The sequence below is a fragment of the Mesorhizobium sp. B1-1-5 genome, from assembly GCF_006443065.1.
In the GTDB taxonomy this organism is placed as follows: domain Bacteria; phylum Pseudomonadota; class Alphaproteobacteria; order Rhizobiales; family Rhizobiaceae; genus Mesorhizobium.
This window is the reverse complement of record NZ_VFWS01000120.1, coordinates 1-15608: the sequence shown is the minus strand read 5'-3', so window position 1 is coordinate 15608 and position 15608 is coordinate 1. Positions and strand designations below refer to the sequence as shown.

The window sequence follows — 15608 nt, the reverse complement described above, 5'->3', positions numbered from 1 at the left end:
GTCTTGCCATGATCGACGTGACCGATCGTGCCAATGTTCACATGCGGCTTGGTGCGCTCGAATTTACCTTTTGCCATAGTCTCTTTCCTTGGACGGCCTTGACCTTCAGTTCAGTCGAATGCGGGGCGATTAGCGACAACCGCTTAAAAACACAAGTACCTTGTGGCTGAGCGGATTCTTGCTCGACCCGAACCAATGGTCGATTTCGGTGGGATATGGCGCGGATATAGGGCTGCCGCGTGTAAAATCAAAGGCTCCCGGCTGGCCCATTGCCGCCACGACGCCGCTCTGATCTTGTTCGCCGGATGCAGTTCATTCCATCCAATATCCGCGGCCCGCTGTTCATGATCGTCTCGACGGGGTCCTACCTCGTCAACGACACGATGATGAAGCTCGCCACCGTCGGATTGCCGCCTTATGAAGTCCTCCTGTTGCGGGGTGCTGCCGCCACGCTGTGGGGCGTGCCGCTGCTTCTGATGCTTGGCTACGCCAGGCAGATCCCGCTGCTCTTCGAACGCAAGGTGCTGCGCCGCAACCTGTTCGAGCTACTGGCGATCCTGTGTTACGTCGTGGCTTTAGCCAACATGCAGATCGCGGATTCCACCGCGCTCGGGCAAGTCACACCGCTCATCGTGCTGGTCGGCTCCTCGATGCTGTTCGGCGAAAAGATCGGCGCCACGCGCATGGCGCTGATCGGCCTTGGCTTTGTCGGGGCGCTCATGGTGGCGCAGCCGACGATGCAGGGTATTTCGCTTTTCGCCCTGCTGGCGCTCGGCAACGCCGCCTTCGCGGCGGTACGCGACCTTGCCGGACGCAGGGTCGGCGCCGAGGTGCCGGGCATGATCGTCGCCATCTCCGCGGTCGTGGTGGTGCTGGCCGGCTCAGGCGCGGCGCACCTTGTCTCCGAGCAATGGGTAAGGCCCGAAGGACATCATCTGCTCCTGATCGCCGGAGCGGGCCTGTTCCTGATCTTCGGCCATTTCTTCATCTTCATGGCCTACCGGGTCGGGCCGACAAGCGCGGTCGCGCCCTTCTATTACTGCTTCACCGTCTGGGCGGTCATTTCGGGCCTGCTGGTGTTCGGGCAATTCCCCAACGCGCTCGCCGTCTGCGGCATCCTGCTGGTGATGGCCAGCGGTCTCGCCATCGTCTCGCTCGACGAAAGAAAACGCCGGCTGGCCATGGTCGCCTGACGGCGCGCCTCCAGCCTAGGTCGACCCGGTCGGGTCGACCTCCAGCAGCCTACCGGCTGTTTCCTGGCCTTCTACAGCGTGCGCTTGCCGGAAAACTGGTGATAGGCCCAGAGCACGATGACAGAGCCGATGACGGCCACGATCAGGCTCCAGATGTTGAGGCCGGTGACGCCCGACGCGCCGAAGGCGCTGAAGATGACCCCGCCGACAATGGCGCCGACAATGCCGAGCACGATATCCATGATCATGCCCTGACCGGTCTTGTTGACGATCTTGCTGCCGATGAAGCCGGCAACGATGCCCAGAATGATCCAGCTGATAATGCCCATTATTCCCTCCAAATTCCCCTGCCGCGCCATCATGGTCATATGATTGTCAAAAGCTCAAGACAGCTTGAAATTCCGCCCGTTTGCGCCATTCTGGGGCCGGGCGGACTTGGCTGGACAAGGAGATCCACGATGGGCCTTTTCGACAATGCCGTTCCAGGCGGCAATATCACCAAACCCCTGATGATCGCGCTCGGCGCGCTTTTGGTCGGCAAGATGCTGAGCGGCAGAAGCGAAGAGGCGGCCGCGCCGCAAGCGCCGACGCCGACGCCCGCAGGAACCGACGCGTCCGCCGATGGCGGCCTGCTCGGCGGCCTTGGCGGACTGCTCGACAGGCTGAAGAATGCAGGCCATGGCAACGTCGCCGACTCCTGGGTCGGCACCGGCCAGAACCAGTCGATCAACGCAAACGATCTCGGCTCGGCGCTCGGCCCGGCGGTGATCCGCGAGATCGCGCAGCGCACCGGCATGAACGAGCAGGAATTGCTGCAGCAGCTCTCCACGGCGCTGCCCGGCATTGTCGACAAGCTGACGCCGAACGGCCAAGTGCCGCAGAACCATCAGGTCGCCTCGGCTTTCAACAGCTAAGTGAAGCGGCCTGCTAGCACGCCGCGTGCCACGGCGCGCGGCGTTTCATTTGAGGTTCCGCGGGAAGAAATCTGGAGCGGGTAGCGGGAATCGAACCCGCATATTCAGCTTGGAAGGCTGCTGCTCTACCACTGAGCTATACCCGCGCCTTGCACTGAGGTACCGGATTCATCCGAAAAGCGCCATGCACTTTCGGTCCGAGACTTTTCGTTTCAGGGCTTCCGGGCCGGCAGTGGTGGAGAGGGTTGGATTCGAACCAACGTAGGCTAAGCCAACGGATTTACAGTCCGTCCCCTTTAACCACTCGGGCACCTCTCCAGTCTGCCGCCGGAGCCATGCAACGAGGCATTTTCGCCGATCCGAAGCCCGAGTAAGATGTTCTCCGAAATCAGCGAAGCGCCTTATGGCGGCAAGGCCGGTGGGTGTCAACCGGCGCGGCCAGGGTTTTTCGAGGATGTTCGGCATTCATTTGTCCAGCCCATATCCTTAGCCGGACGGGACGGCTATAGAGGCCGCCATGAGCGACGATAAAAGCAACAAGTCCGGCACGCGCAAGGACACCCACTACGCCAAGCTGAGGCGCGCGCATCGCGACCAGAAGGCGGGCGGGCCGCCGGCATTCCGGCCGCGCCAGCCGGTGCCGCCGGGCGAGGCTGCCGCCGACGGGCTGGTGCGGCTTTACGGCCTGCATACCGTACGGGCCGCGCTCGACAACCCGCGGCGCAAGATCAGGACGATGCTGGTGACGCGCAACGCCGCCGAACGGCTGGCGATCGGCGACCTTGCCGCCCTGCCCTTCAAGGCCGAGCTGGTCGAGCCGAAGGACATCGACAGGATCACCGGGTCGGACGCTGTGCATCAGGGCGTGCTGATCGAAGCCGAGCCGCTCAAGCCGAAGCGTCTCGACGCGCTTGGCGACACAACGCTGGTGCTGGTGCTCGACCAGGTGACCGACCCGCACAATGTCGGCGCGATCCTGCGCTCCGCGGTCGCCTTCGGCGCCGGCGCGCTGATCACGACTGCCCGCCACAGCCCGCAGGAATCGGGCGTGCTGGCCAAATCCGCCTCCGGCGCGCTCGAGCATATCGACCAGATCGAGGTGAAGAACCTCGCCGATGCGCTGGGACAGCTGCACGAGGCCGGTTTCCAGACCATCGGGCTCGATTCCGAAGGGCCGGCCGAACTGGAGAAGACCTTCGCCGGCGAGAGGATCGCGCTGGTGCTGGGCGCGGAAGGCAAAGGCCTGCGCCAGAAAACGCGCGAGACGGTGACGACGCTCGCCCGCCTCGACATGCCAGGCGCGATCCACTCGCTGAACGTATCGAACGCGGCGGCGGTGAGCCTTTATGCGGCGAGGAAGTTCTTGGTGAGTGAGTAGTGAGTAGTGAGTAGTGAGTAGTGAGCACGAAATCTTACTAACTACTGACTACTGACTACTGACTACTCACTAATTCCTACTCACTCCTATCCCACTTCATGTCCCGCCATCCGCTCCAGCGCTCTCACCAGCGCCGAGTGATCCTCCTTGGCGCCGCCATTGGCGGCGCAGGAATTGAAGAGCTGCTGCGTGGTCGAGGTGTTGGGCAGCGAGACGCCGAGCGCCTTGGCGCCTTCCAGCGCGAGGTTGAGGTCCTTCTGGTGCAGCTCGATGCGGAAGCCGGGCGCGAAGGTGCGTTTGATCATGCGCTCGCCATGCACTTCGAGGATGCGCGAGGCGGCGAGCCCGCCCATCAGCGCCTGCCTTACCTTGGCCGGATCGGCGCCCGCCTTCGAGGCGAAGACCAGCGCTTCGCCGACGGCTTCGATGGTCAGCGCCACGACGATCTGGTTGGCGACCTTGGTGGTCTGGCCGACTCCGTTCGGTCCGACCAGCGTGATGTTCTTGCCCATCTTCTCGAAGATCGGCCTGGCGCGTTCGAACGCCTTCTCCTCGCCGCCGACCATAATAGTGAGCGACGCCGCCTTGGCGCCGACCTCGCCGCCTGACACCGGCGCATCGAGATAGTCGCAGCCAAGTTCGTTGATCTTCTTGGCGAATTCCTTGGTGGCGATCGGCGAGATCGAGCTCATGTCGATGACGAGCTTGCCCTTTGTGAGACCAGAGGCGACGCCGTTCTCGCCGAACAGCACGTCGGCGACCTGCGGCGTATCGGGCACCATGGTGATGATGATGTCGGCGGCCTTGGCCACGGCGTCGTGGCCGGAAACGGTCTTCAGGCCCCTGGCGAGGAGATCGGCGGGCGGCTTGGAGCGATGGTCGCTGGCGACGACCGCATGGCCGGCATCGAGAAGATGGCCCGCCATCGGCGCGCCCATTATGCCGAGGCCGATGAAGCCGATGGTTTCCATGTTGTTCTCCGTCGTAATTGTCGAGGTCGCGTTTCTTCGCGCCCCCCTCTGGCCTGCCGGCCATCTCCCACGAGGCGGGAGATCAGCAGTTTCACCGCCGGCTCTAAGCCGCCGCGCTCCCCTGCCCGGCGAATTCGCGGAACCAGCCGAGCCCGGCTTCGGTGCCTGCTTTCGGCTTGTATTCGGCGCCGATCCAGCCGGAATAGCCGAGGCGGTCGATGTGATCGCAGAGGAAGGGATAGTTGATCTCGCCCGTCCCCGGCTCGTGACGGCCGGGATTGTCCGCAAGCTGGATATGCGCGATGCGGGGAAGGTTTGCCTCGATTGTACGGGCGAGATCCCCCTCCATGATCTGCATGTGGTAGATGTCGTATTGCAGGAACAGGTTCTTCGAGCCGATGCGGTCGATCAGCGCCAGCGCCTGGTCGGAATAATTCAGGAAGAAGCCGGGGATGTCGCGGGTGTTGATCGGCTCGATCAGCAGCCTGATGCCGGCCTGCTCCAGCTTCTCGGCCGCGAAAGCGAGGTTCTCGGCAAAGACGTTCTCCAGAACCGTGCGGTCGGCGCCCTGCGGCGCGATGCCGGCGAGGCAGTTGATCTGCTCGCAGCCCAGCGCATGGGCGTAGGTGATCGCCTTGGCGACGCCCTGGCGGAATTCCGGCACCCGGTCGGGCAAGACGGCGATGCCGCGTTCGCCCTTCGCCCAGTCGCCGGCCGGCAGGTTGAAGAGAACCTGCGTCAGGCCGTTCTTCTTCAGCCGCGCCGCTACCACATCCGGGGCATGGTCATATGGGCCGATATATTCGATGCCCTTGAAGCCCGCGCGGGCGGCGGCATCGAAACGATCGAGGAACTCGTGCTCGCCGAAGAGCATCGAGAGATTGGCTGAAAAACGCGGCATTCTTTTTCTCCTTCGTCCGCCTGAACTCAATCCAACATCATGATGGCCGTCGGCGCATCCTCATTGCGCTCGGCAAGCTCCTCGAATTCGGTGACCTTGTCGATTTCCGTGCCCATGGAAATGTTGGTGACGCGCTCGAGGATGAATTCCAGCACGACCGGAACCTGGTGCTCCTTCATCAGCCGCTGCGCCTCCTTGAAGGCGCCGGCAAATTCCTCGGGCTTCTTGACGCGGACCGCCTTGCAGCCCATCGCCTCCGCCACCGCGACATGATCGACGCCGTAGCCGGCCTCCGGATCGCCGGCGCGGTTGACGTTCTCGAAGGCGAGGCTCACTTCATAGTCCATCGAGAAGCCACGCTGCGCCTGGCGGATCAGTCCGAGATAGGCGTTGTTCACGACGACGTGGATGTAAGGCAGCTTGTGCTGGGCGCCGACGGCCAGCTCCTCGATCATGAACTGGAAATCATAGTCGCCGGAAAGCGCGACGATGTCGCGATCCGGATCCGCTGCGCGCACGCCGAGTGCCGCCGGCAGCGTCCAGCCCAGCGGGCCGGCCTGGCCGCAATTGATCCAGTTGCGCGGCTTGTAGACATGCAGGAACTGCGCGCCGGCGATCTGCGACAGGCCGATCGTGGTGACATAGGTGGTGTCGCGGGCAAACGCCTTGTTCATCTCCTCATAGACGCGCTGCGGCTTCAGCGGCACCTGCTCGAAGTGCGTCTTGCGCTTCATGGTCTTCTTGCGCTGCTGGCACTCCTTCGCCCAGCCCGACCAGTCGCGCAGCTTGCCGGCGGTGCGCCATTCGGTGGCGACGTCGAGCAGGATCTTCAGCGCGGCACCCGCATCCGAGACGAGGCCTAGATCCGGCGCGAAGACGCGGCCGATTTGGGTCGGCTCGATGTCGACATGGATGAATTTTTTCCCCTTGGTGTAGACGTCGACTGAACCGGTATGGCGGTTGGCCCAACGGTTGCCGATGCCGAAGACGAAATCGGCTTCAAGCATCGTCGCATTGCCGTAGCGATGCGAGGTCTGCAGGCCGCACATGCCGGCCATCAGCCGGTGGTCGTCGGGGATCGCGCCCCAGCCCATCAGCGTCGGGATGACCGGCACGCCGGTGACTTCGGCGAATTCGATCAAAAGGTCGGACGCGTCGGCGTTGATGATGCCGCCACCGGCGACGATCAGCGGCTTTTCAGCCTCGTTGAGCATCGCCAGCGCCTTCTCGGCCTGGGCACGCGTTATCGCCGGCTTGAAGGGAGCGAGCGGCTCATAGGCGTCGATATCGAATTCGATCTCGGCAAGCTGCACGTCGACCGGCAGGTCGACCAGAACCGGGCCGGGCCGCGAGGAGCGCATCAGATGGAAGGCCTTCTGCAGCGTCATCGGCACCAGATAGGGCTCCATGACGGTGACGGCCCATTTGGCGACCGGCGCGGCGATCGAGGCGATGTCGACGGCCTGGAAATCCTCCTTGTTGAGGCGGGCGCGCGGCGCCTGCCCGGTGATGCAGAGGATGGGAATAGAATCCGCCGAGGCCGAATAGAGGCCGGTGATCATGTCGGTGCCGGCCGGACCGGAAGTGCCGATGCAGAGCCCGATATTGCCGGCCTTGGCCCGCGTATAGCCTTCCGCCATGTGCGAGGCGCCTTCGACATGGCGCGCCAGCACATGGCGGATGGTGCCGCGCGCCTTCAGCGCCGAATAGAGCGGATTGATCGCCGCGCCCGGCACACCGAAGGCATTGGTGATGCCTTCCTTTTCGAGAACGAGAACCGCAGCGTCGACAGCGCGCATCCTGGCCATGGTGAGCCTCCATTCGTTGGTTGGCTTGACAATGACAGCGTGCGTTCGATTTTTCAATTTTTTCAGAATATTTTTTCATTTCTAGAAAACCGCCGTTGTCGGCTGATTTCGCTTCACTTTTCCTTTTCCAAAAAATCTCTCATGGCCACCACTGAAAAACTTTTTCATTGCATGCGATGTCAAATCGGCGAGAATGGCCGGTATGGAAACGACGGAAAAACGCCAGCGCGGCCGGCCGCGCGCCTTCAACGGCCCATCCGAAGCGGCCTCGGTGCAGTCGCTCGACCGGGCGCTGCGGATCCTGGCGATCGTTGCCGAGGCCAGCGGCTTGTCGCTGAGCGAGATCGCGGCGCAAAGCGGCATTGCCGCCTCGACCGCCTATCGCATGCTGACGACGCTGGAGAACCACGGCATGGTCGAGTTCGACACGAGCGACCAGCTCTGGTCCGTGGGCGTCGAGACCTACCGCATGGGCGCAGCCTTCCTGCGCCGGCGCAAGCTGGTCGACCGCGCGCGCATCGTCATGCAGGAATTGATGGAAAAGACCGGCGAGACCGCCAATCTCGGCGTCGCCGAGGACGATTGCGTCGTCTTCGTCAGCCAGGTCGAGACGCACCAGGCGATCCGCGCTTTTTTCCGGCCGGGCACGCGCAGCCCCTTTCATGCTTCCGGCATCGGCAAGGCGGTGCTGGCGCATCTCGAGCCGGAACGGGTCGCCGCTATCCTGCGCAAGGCGGGCCTGCAGCGCTACACGGACAAGACGCTTTCCGACATCTCGGCGCTGGCCCATGATCTGGCCGTTATCAAGCATCGCGGCTGGTCGGTCGACGACGAGGAGCGCCACCCCGGCATGCGCTGCGTGGCCGCCGCCATCTTCAACGAGTTCGGCGAGCCGCTCGGCGGCGTTTCGGTGTCCGGACCGACGGTGCGGGTCACGCCCGAGCGGCTGGCCGAGATCGGTCCACTGGTGCGCGACGCCGCGGTCGAAGTGACGAAGATGATCGGCGGCGTGAAAGCGTATTAGGACGCGCCCGGCAAGGCGCTCTTTGCCGATATGTCGAAGAAATCGAGCAGGATCGCCGCCACAGGCCGCGAAAATGAGGCCGGCGAGGAATATCCGACTGGCGCGGTCATGAATGCTTCGCTGCAGCGATTTAATGTCGAGCAAAATGGCCAGCGCCCGGATCTGCAGCGCAATGCCGACCAGGATCGGCAGGACGGCAATCAGATGGTAGGTCTGCCATGGGATCGGGTTGGCCGCCCAATGGGTGATGAAGCCTAGCGAGAACGCCAGCAGGATGCCGACGATGGTGATAGTGCCGTTGCGGAAAACCGGTTCGACCCGTTCTTCCTTGGGATCCTGATTGTCCAAGCGACCCTCCCCTCGATGCCGTCAAAGCCAGACTAAACGCTTGCAAAATCGCTGTACATCGTTGGTGCTCGGCAAGACCGACAGACAATAGCCAGTCCGGACGCCGGGCTTGACCGTCTTGCCGCGCCGTCGGCATGCATGCGAAAGGGCACGGATGCGGAAAACACTTTACCTCCTATCCGCCGCCTCACTTTGCGGATGCGTGGCGGCGGCACCGCCGCCGGTCGAACCGAACGGCAACCCCAGCAGCAGCCCACTGGTCGATCCCGTTCCGATCTCGCTGGCCCTGGAGGAGATCATCACCGCAGGCGTCCGCCAGCATTTGAAGAACCCTATCGCTGCGAAATTCGGGACTATGCTCGCTGGCGAGCGCAGTTTGAACGGCCGCCACGAGATCGTGGCGTGCGGCTATGTGGACGACAAGGGCTCTCCCGGCGGCAACGAGCCTTTCATCGGCAAGATCTATCCCGATGCCGGAAACAGCTTTGAACTCGTTGCAATAAATGGCGTTTCAGTCATCGGCGCCTGCAAGGCGGCGGGATTGGCAATGCCGGAGCTGAAGCCGAATTCCTGAATCGCTGGAGGCGGAAACGTCCGCTTCAAATCAAGCCAATCAGGCGGATGCTCAACGCAAGAAAAGGGGCTGCGCGCAGCCCCTCTTTCCAGCCGTTTGTTCAGCTCCCTCCTAGAGCCTGCAATAACGCGGGCCGTCGTAGCTCATATAGGTGTCGGTGCGCTCGTCGTAGCTGGCGTAACGGGCATAGCAGCGGCGGACGTGGATCGAGTCGTAGCCGTCGTCCTCGACATAGACGGTGCGGGGCTGCTGCTGGGCAAGCAGGCTGCCGAGAACGAAACCGCCAACGCCGGCGGCGATGCCGATGCCGAGCTCGCGGCGGTGATGATGGTCGTGGGCGGCCGAAGGCTGAACGGTGCCGACGAGCGAGCCGGCGGCGACGGTGGTGGCGATGAGGCCGGAAACGATGGTGCGCTTGAACATGACGATCTCCTGTTTCGGTGGAGAGGCGAACCATCCGCCTCTTGATCGTCTGTCGCTGCGGCCCGGAAAAAGGTTCGAAGTATTTTCGCGATTTTTTTCGCCGGGATTGAGCGAATAGGGAGTAGCGAATGGCGAGTAGCGAAAGTGGGGATATGCTGAATGCAAATCCTCTATTCGCTACTCGCTATTCGCTACTCGCTCACTTCATCCCATCCCCGTGATGTGCCTCAGCCAGAAAGCCAGCACGATGAAGCCGACGAAGGTGGCGACGCCGGTCCAGTCGATGTTGGCCTTCTTCAGATCGCCGATGACCTTCACCAAGAGAAGCCAAGTCACGACGATGAGCGGCAGGATGATGACGAATCTGATCATGCGGCACCCGTTCGATGCGATTGCACCCAAGAAATATGTAGGAAGCGGCGCAGCGCTTTTCAGCATGCCGGCTAAGCCACGGCATCCATTGGCAACCCAAAACGGAGTTTTGTCTTTACTGGCGCACCAAATGTGCTACCGGAGCGCCGTGCCCTTGTAGCTCAGCTGGTAGAGCAGCGGTTTTGTAAGCCGAAGGTCGCGGGTTCGATCCCTGCCGGGGGCACCACCCTTCGCTCTTCGAGCTTCGGGTGGGAGGCCACCCGAAGATCGTTAGACGAAGGGCCGACGCTATGCGAAGCGCCGAACTTCTCACCTTACTGAAAGACAGTCGCAATCTGCGCAGTTGCCGCAGCCCTCCGGCATGTGGCGACGCTTGCAAATTAGCTGCGTCGCAACTAATATCTCGAAACATACTTGGGGAGGAAAATTTCAATGCGCGCATTACGTTTATCTGTATTGCTGGCTGCATTTGGAATTATCACGGCTGCGAACGCCATTCCTGTAGAGACGTGTTGGCAAGCTCGATGGTATGGCGAACCCCAGAATGAATTTTATGTGGGCATGGCTGGCGCACGCAGCAACGCCCAGATAGTACATGCGATGCAAGTTTGCGCTCAGGCACGACCCGATCAGGTTCAAGTAATCCTGAACAACCCAAGCTGTTCATACTATGAATATGGACAAGGTGTGGCTTTCGTTCCCTGCCGAGCCTAGCTCTCAGAGCACCATGCGACTACGTATGGCGCAAATTAACCCTTGGAATTCCCCCGCCTGCCTACATTAGCGGTGATGGCGTCATTGATGGTTGAATTTCCCTGGAAATTCGTCTTCGGTCTACAGCGCTAGACTAGCGCCTGTTCGAATGACCGCTGCTAGCGTCAACGGCTTGCTCGCACCGCTCCGGGATCGTGAGCAAACCGCAGTTGCGAGCCGTAAAAGGAATTCCGCATGGTCCGGCGGGACAATATGGTAGTCAAGTCGCAATGGCACTTTCCGACACAATCGATCGAATCCGATCCGGAGTCTTCCATATCGTTTGCCTTGATGATTACGGCAACCGAATTGCCAGTGGAACGGCGTTCTCCAGCTATGGATACCTCATAACGAACTCTCATGTCGCCAAGGTCCCAGCGGGTTGCACCGTGTGGATCAGACGAGAGGGTGATGGTCAGAATGACGGCTTCAGAATTAAGGGACAAAAATTTCGCTTCCGGCAAAAGAGCGCATCAGATGAAAACAATTATGACTTTTCGATTCTTGAAATACCTGAAGTTACTCAAAGAGATAATAGCCACTCTTTCACGATGCGAACTCCAGATAGCTATCGCGTTGGGCAATCAGTGGCTTTTCTCGGATACCCTTTTGAGCATCAAAACCTGTCCTGTCACTCGGGAATAATTTCATCATTCTATCGATCGGGACCCGCGAATGTCTTGCAATTAGATGCAAGTGTCAACGTAAGCAACTCAGGCGGCCCACTCTTTGATATCGAGACTGGCGATGTGATCGGTATTATTACGCGGAAAGCAACGGGTCTCACGAGGATTTTCGATGACCTTCGAGAGGCGATAAAGAAAAATATAGCAATAGTTGAAGCATCTACAAAAATGGGAGGGGTAAACCTTATGGGTATTGACCCAAATGCTGCCTTTATCACCAGTCAAAATCAAATGTTACACACGATCGCGGAGATCGAGAGGCAGGCTAACGTGGGAATTGGATATGCCTTTTCTATAAAACATCTGATGGATGATAATCTTATCTATTCACGGCTATAGCGGAGAGGCCCGCAATGCCCTTCGAACAAACGCTGTTCGCGAGCGCACGCGGCTGAGCACGCCTGTTATGCTCGCTAGTGGCGTGACGCCGATGCGAGGAGGCAGCCCCGCCAGCAAGATCCGTCGCTCTATATTTCCGGCAGGATGCCGCCATGTCGCGAACACTGATCATCGTTGGTCTCAGTTTGGTTGCCGTAGGTCTGCTGTGGCCCTGGGTGGCCCGGATCGGCCTTGGCAGGTTGCCTGGTGATATCGTGATCGAGCGCGAGAACTTCAGGCTCTACATTCCCATCACCACGGGAATACTGATCAGCGTCGTGATCTCGGCGATCGTATGGCTGATCAACCGTTAGGGGCACTTCGGCGGTAGCGTTTTCGAACTCATACCCCAATCGCCGCCACCAAGATCCTGTTCTGCCTTCGTATCGCCGCGCGCAGCTCCGGTATCTTCGCCCCGTCGCGCTTCACGAACTCGATGAACATCATGTTCATGTTGTTGAAGATCAGCTCGCCCACCGCCGGCCCGTCTATGTCCGGGCGCACCAGCCCGATCTCCTGCAGGCGGACTATCAGCGCGCTGATCTGCCTGGTCAGTTCCCGGTCGAGGGCGGTGTAGGCCTGGCCGAAGGGGCTGTCAGGCAATTGCGTCGAGATCGCCATCGCCTGACGCCACATCTCCTTGCTCAGATAGTTCAGCGAGTGCTCGATATAGATGCCGATCAGCGTGTCCAGCGCGTCGCCGACATTGGCGGGCGGGCTAGCGACCACCCCTCGCCCGGCATTCAGCACCTCATTGACCTCCAACGACACGATGGCGCCGAGGATGTCGCCCTTGTTCTGGTAGTAGTTGTAGATGGTGCCGATCGAGACTTCGGCTTGCGCTGCGATCGCCTCGATCTTGGCGCCTTCATAGCCGGCCTCGCGGAACAACTCCGTCGCCGCATCGATGATGCGCCTGTGCCGGTCCGCCTTCTGCCGTTCGCGCAATCCGCTCATATCGGCCTCTCTGCCACAAAATCATAATTGACTCAATTTTAGAATTGGTTCAACTTTTCTTCCAACAAGCCACAAGGCAGGGAGAACACTCGATGACCATCACCGCCCGGACTCCGCTTTCCACCCTGAAGTCCCATCTGTCAGCCGCTTGTGCGGCCGCGGCTCTGCTTCTCGCGGCGGGCGGCGCACAGGCCGCCGATCTCAACGCGCTGATCTGGTGCGATCATTCCGACCCGGCGCTGCTGCAGCCCTTCGAGGAAGCCAACAACGTCAAGGTCAACGTCAAGGAATTCGAAGGCACCGGCGCAGGGCTCGCCATCGTCGACCAGTCGCAGCCCGGCGACTGGGACGTGATGGTGATCGATAGCATCGACGTGCCGCGCGGCGTCGAGAAAGGCCTGTTCGAGCCGCTGCCCGAGGACAAGCTGCCCTTCGCCGACCTCTTCCCGGAAGTGAAGATGGATAAGTCGACCGTCGTTAACGGCAAGCGCTACGGCATCACCGAAAAGTTCGGCTACAACACGATCGGCTTCAACAAGACCAAGGTCGATCCGGCCGACATGCAGTCGCTGGCCTCCCTCACCAGCGACAAATACAAGGGCAAGGTCGCGATCTACGACTATTACCTGCCGGTGATCGGCATGGCCGCCCTGGCCATCGGCAAGAAGACGGCCGACCTCACCGAGGCCGATCTTCCTGCCCTCAAGGCCGAGCTGCTCAAGATGAAGGCCAATGCCAAGCTGGTCGGCGAGGTCACAGCCAGCCAGACCGCTCTTGCCACCGGCGAGGTGGATATCTTGGTCGGCGGCGGCGAATGGGTGACGGCTGGCCTTGCGAAGGAGAATCCGGCGCTCGACTTCTCGATCCCGAAGGAGGGTGCTGTGCTCTGGTCGCAGTCGCTCGCCATGTTCAAGGATTCCAAGAACAAGGGCATGGCGCTGAAATTCATCCAGTACATCATGAGCCCCGAGGGCCAGGCGCGGCTTGCCACCTCCTCCTGCTACTGGGGCATGCCGGCCAACACCAAGGCGACGCTGACCGACGATCAGAAGAAGATCCTGCGCTTCGACGAGCAGCCCGGCTTCCTCGCCCGCGCCCAGGCCTATCCGGCGCCGAACGCCGATCTCGACAAGAAGATGCAGGATATGTGGACCGAGATGCTGCAGGCGCAGTAAATCGGCCGATGGCATCCACGGGAAACAAGTCGCGTGCCCTGCCCTGGGCGCTGGTCACGCCGGCGCTGGCATGGACATGTGCTTTCTTCGTCCTGCCCTTCATCGCCATGGGGCTTTCCAGCCTCACGGCGCATGAAGGCGGCGGCTTCACTCTAGCCAACTACAGCCAGTTCTTCACCGACCCGTCCTACTGGCGGGCGATGGTGAATTCGCTGGAGGTGACGGCGATCGTCACCGTGATCTCGATCCTGCTTGCCTATCCCTTTGCCTGGATTCTTGCCGAGAGGGTGCCGGAACGCTGGCAGCGGCTGGCACTGATGCTGGCGGTGCTGCCGTTCTGGACGTCCTACGTCGTGCGCTCCTATTCCTGGCTGCTGGTGCTGGCGCAGAACGGCGTCATCAACCGGGCGCTGACCGGCATCGGCCTGATCGGCGAGCCGCTCCAGCTTGCCAACACGCGTTTCGCGACCGTCACCGGCTTCGTGCATTTTTTCGTCATGTTGTTGACGCTGACGATCTTCGCCAATCTGAAACAGCTCAGCCCGAGCTACCGCAAGGCTGCCGCCGATCTCGGCGCCGGGCCGGTCCGCACCTTCCTGCATGTCGTGCTGCCGCTGACCTTGCCCGGCATCATGGTCGGCGCCTTCCTCACCTTCGTGCTTTGCATCGGCGACTACATCACGCCGCAGATCCTCGGCGGCAACAACGAGCTGGTCATGCCGCAGCTCGTCATGATGCAGATCGGCCGCCGTGGGGATTTTCCGCTGGCTTCGGCGCTGTCGATCATCCTGATGGCTGTGGTGACCATCGCCTATCTTGCCTGCGCCCGCTGGCTGAAGATCGAGCGGGCCTGATCATGCGCGCCGCCATCCGCCTCGCCGCCTGGGTCTACGCCATCGCGATATACGGCTTCATCTTCCTGCCGGTGGTCGTGCTGGTGCTGTTCTCGCTGCAGGCGACCTCTTTCCCGATCCCGCCCTTCACCGGCCCTTCGCTGCGCTGGTACCAGGCGGTGATGTCGGATGCGCGACTCACCTCGGCGCTGGCCAACTCGCTGCTGGTGGCAGTGCTCTCCTCGCTCGCTTCGGTCACGCTCGGCTTCCTGTCCGCCTGGGGCTTCGCGCGCTTCGTGCTGCCGGGCTCGGCCATCCTGCGCGGCCTGATCACGCTGCCGCTGACCGTCAGCTATCTCATCATCGGCATGGGCCTTCTGGTGCTGTTCAATTGGGCCGGCGTGCCGAAGTCGCTCTTGGCCGCCGGCATCGGCCATGTCGTGATCAACCTGCCGCTCTGCTTCGCCATCATCTACAGCCAGCGGGCGCAGGCAAGATAGGCGATGGTCACCACAGCCATCAGGATGATCGACAGCGCCGAAGCCAGCGGAAAATCCCCACGGCGGCCGATCTGCATCATGACGAGCTGCGGCATGACCAGCTCGTTGTTGCCGCCGAGGATCTGCGGCGTGATGTAGTCGCCGATGCAAAGCACGAAGGTGAGGAAGGCGCCGACCATGATGCCGGGCAAGGTCAGCGGCAGCACGACATGCAGGAAGGTGCGGACCGGCCCGGCGCCGAGATCGGCGGCAGCCTTGCGGTAGCTCGGGCTGAGCTGTTTCAGATTGGCGAAGATCGTCAGCGTCAACAACATGACGAAAAAATGCACGAAGCCGGTGACGGTCGCGAAACGCGTGTTGGCAAGCTGGAGCGGCTCGCCGATCAGGCCGATGCCGGTCAGCGCCCGGTTGATGACGCCG

Annotated in this window: 18 protein-coding genes, 3 tRNA genes and 2 pseudogenes; 12 read left to right on the top strand and 11 right to left on the bottom strand. The window is 61.4% G+C overall.

All coding sequences use genetic code 11. From position 1 onward, the window contains the following. A pseudogene (locus FJ980_RS25120) lies at positions 1-77 on the bottom strand (elongation factor Tu); the annotation flags it as partial. A 228-nt stretch (positions 78-305) separates the two neighbouring features. Here FJ980_RS25120 and FJ980_RS25115 point away from each other — a divergent pair. Continuing rightward, on the top strand, positions 306-1193 hold the full coding sequence (locus FJ980_RS25115) for a DMT family transporter (RefSeq protein WP_140546401.1): 888 nt from the start codon (positions 306-308) through the stop codon (positions 1191-1193). A 71-nt stretch (positions 1194-1264) separates the two neighbouring features. Here the strand turns inward: FJ980_RS25115 and FJ980_RS25110 are convergent, their stop codons facing one another. Continuing rightward, positions 1265-1522, bottom strand: a complete 258-nt coding sequence (locus tag FJ980_RS25110) for a GlsB/YeaQ/YmgE family stress response membrane protein (RefSeq protein ID WP_140546400.1) — start codon at positions 1520-1522, stop codon at positions 1265-1267. 129 nt (positions 1523-1651) lie between these two features. On the opposite strand from FJ980_RS25110, the gene FJ980_RS25105 reads away from it, so the two are divergent. Next, a complete protein-coding gene (locus FJ980_RS25105) occupies positions 1652-2107 on the top strand; it encodes a YidB family protein (RefSeq protein WP_140546399.1) in 456 nt (151 codons plus the stop codon). Positions 2108-2179: 72 nt separating this feature from the next. Here FJ980_RS25105 and FJ980_RS25100 read toward each other — a convergent pair. Further along, a tRNA-Gly gene (locus FJ980_RS25100) sits at positions 2180-2253 on the bottom strand. 87 nt (positions 2254-2340) lie between these two features. Next, positions 2341-2425, bottom strand: a tRNA-Tyr gene (locus FJ980_RS25095). 199 nt (positions 2426-2624) lie between these two features. Here FJ980_RS25095 and FJ980_RS25090 point away from each other — a divergent pair. Further along, positions 2625-3485, top strand: a complete 861-nt coding sequence (locus tag FJ980_RS25090; protein ID WP_140546398.1) for an RNA methyltransferase — start codon at positions 2625-2627, stop codon at positions 3483-3485. An 86-nt stretch (positions 3486-3571) separates the two neighbouring features. On the opposite strand, the gene FJ980_RS25085 is transcribed toward FJ980_RS25090, so the two are convergent. From FJ980_RS25085 to gcl, 3 genes are read right to left on the bottom strand one after another with little or no spacing between them, the layout of a single operon-like run. Continuing rightward, on the bottom strand, positions 3572-4660 hold the full coding sequence (locus FJ980_RS25085; protein WP_281406340.1) for a 2-hydroxy-3-oxopropionate reductase: 1089 nt from the start codon (positions 4658-4660) through the stop codon (positions 3572-3574). Further along, positions 4560-5357: a hydroxypyruvate isomerase gene (gene hyi, locus FJ980_RS25080; RefSeq protein ID WP_140546396.1), complete on the bottom strand. Its 798-nt coding sequence runs from the start codon at positions 5355-5357 to the stop codon at positions 4560-4562. Before hyi ends, FJ980_RS25085 begins: the two co-directional genes overlap by 101 nt. Positions 5358-5383: 26 nt before the next feature. Beyond that, positions 5384-7165 (bottom strand): glyoxylate carboligase, encoded by a 1782-nt coding sequence (gene gcl, locus FJ980_RS25075; RefSeq protein WP_140546395.1) that lies wholly within the window; start codon positions 7163-7165, stop codon positions 5384-5386. Between the two features lie 202 nt (positions 7166-7367). Here gcl and bhcR point away from each other — a divergent pair, with 202 nt between their 5' ends. The 3 genes from bhcR to FJ980_RS25060 all read left to right on the top strand — a co-directional run bounded on the left by bhcR (position 7368) and on the right by FJ980_RS25060 (position 9111). Further along, positions 7368-8189 carry an HTH-type transcriptional regulator BhcR gene (gene bhcR / locus FJ980_RS25070; RefSeq protein WP_140546394.1) on the top strand — a complete coding sequence of 274 codons (822 nt, stop codon included), beginning with the start codon at positions 7368-7370 and terminating at the stop codon, positions 8187-8189. A gap of 30 nt (positions 8190-8219) precedes the next feature. Further along, positions 8220-8447, top strand: a complete 228-nt coding sequence (locus FJ980_RS34785; protein ID WP_181181302.1) for a hypothetical protein — start codon at positions 8220-8222, stop codon at positions 8445-8447. A 244-nt stretch (positions 8448-8691) separates the two neighbouring features. Continuing rightward, on the top strand, positions 8692-9111 hold the full coding sequence (locus FJ980_RS25060) for a hypothetical protein (RefSeq protein WP_140546393.1): 420 nt from the start codon (positions 8692-8694) through the stop codon (positions 9109-9111). A gap of 111 nt (positions 9112-9222) precedes the next feature. On the opposite strand, the gene FJ980_RS25055 is transcribed toward FJ980_RS25060, so the two are convergent. Continuing rightward, positions 9223-9534, bottom strand: a complete 312-nt coding sequence (locus tag FJ980_RS25055) for a BA14K family protein (RefSeq protein ID WP_140546392.1) — start codon at positions 9532-9534, stop codon at positions 9223-9225. Between the two features lie 204 nt (positions 9535-9738). Then, entirely contained in the window at positions 9739-9906 is a 168-nt protein-coding gene (locus FJ980_RS25050; protein ID WP_140546391.1) for a hypothetical protein, read from the bottom strand. Between the two features lie 150 nt (positions 9907-10056). Here FJ980_RS25050 and FJ980_RS25045 point away from each other — a divergent pair. The 3 genes from FJ980_RS25045 to FJ980_RS25035 all read left to right on the top strand — a co-directional run bounded on the left by FJ980_RS25045 (position 10057) and on the right by FJ980_RS25035 (position 12037). After that, positions 10057-10132: transfer RNA gene (locus tag FJ980_RS25045), tRNA-Thr, on the top strand. Between the two features lie 682 nt (positions 10133-10814). Continuing rightward, complete coding sequence (locus FJ980_RS25040) at positions 10815-11684, top strand: serine protease (protein ID WP_140546390.1); 870 nt, start codon at positions 10815-10817, stop codon at positions 11682-11684. A 152-nt stretch (positions 11685-11836) separates the two neighbouring features. Further along, complete coding sequence (locus FJ980_RS25035; RefSeq protein ID WP_140546389.1) at positions 11837-12037, top strand: DUF2905 domain-containing protein; 201 nt, start codon at positions 11837-11839, stop codon at positions 12035-12037. 28 nt (positions 12038-12065) lie between these two features. Here the strand turns inward: FJ980_RS25035 and FJ980_RS25030 are convergent, their stop codons facing one another. Continuing rightward, complete coding sequence (locus tag FJ980_RS25030; protein ID WP_140546388.1) at positions 12066-12680, bottom strand: TetR/AcrR family transcriptional regulator; 615 nt, start codon at positions 12678-12680, stop codon at positions 12066-12068. A 92-nt stretch (positions 12681-12772) separates the two neighbouring features. Here FJ980_RS25030 and FJ980_RS25025 point away from each other — a divergent pair, with 92 nt between their 5' ends. The 3 genes and pseudogenes from FJ980_RS25025 to FJ980_RS25015 all read left to right on the top strand — a co-directional run. Beyond that, a complete protein-coding gene (locus FJ980_RS25025) occupies positions 12773-13855 on the top strand; it encodes a spermidine/putrescine ABC transporter substrate-binding protein (RefSeq protein WP_140546387.1) in 1083 nt (360 codons plus the stop codon). Positions 13856-13863: 8 nt separating this feature from the next. Continuing rightward, positions 13864-14709 carry an ABC transporter permease gene (locus FJ980_RS25020; RefSeq protein ID WP_140546386.1) on the top strand — a complete coding sequence of 282 codons (846 nt, stop codon included), beginning with the start codon at positions 13864-13866 and terminating at the stop codon, positions 14707-14709. Between the two features lie 2 nt (positions 14710-14711). Then, positions 14712-15170, top strand: a pseudogene (locus tag FJ980_RS25015) (ABC transporter permease); the annotation flags it as partial. On the opposite strand, the gene FJ980_RS25010 reads toward FJ980_RS25015, so the two are convergent. Then, positions 15161-15608 (bottom strand): ABC transporter permease (locus tag FJ980_RS25010; protein WP_140546385.1); only part of this gene is annotated, 448 nt, incomplete at its 5' end. The pseudogene FJ980_RS25015 and the gene FJ980_RS25010 sit on opposite strands and share 10 nt — an antisense overlap.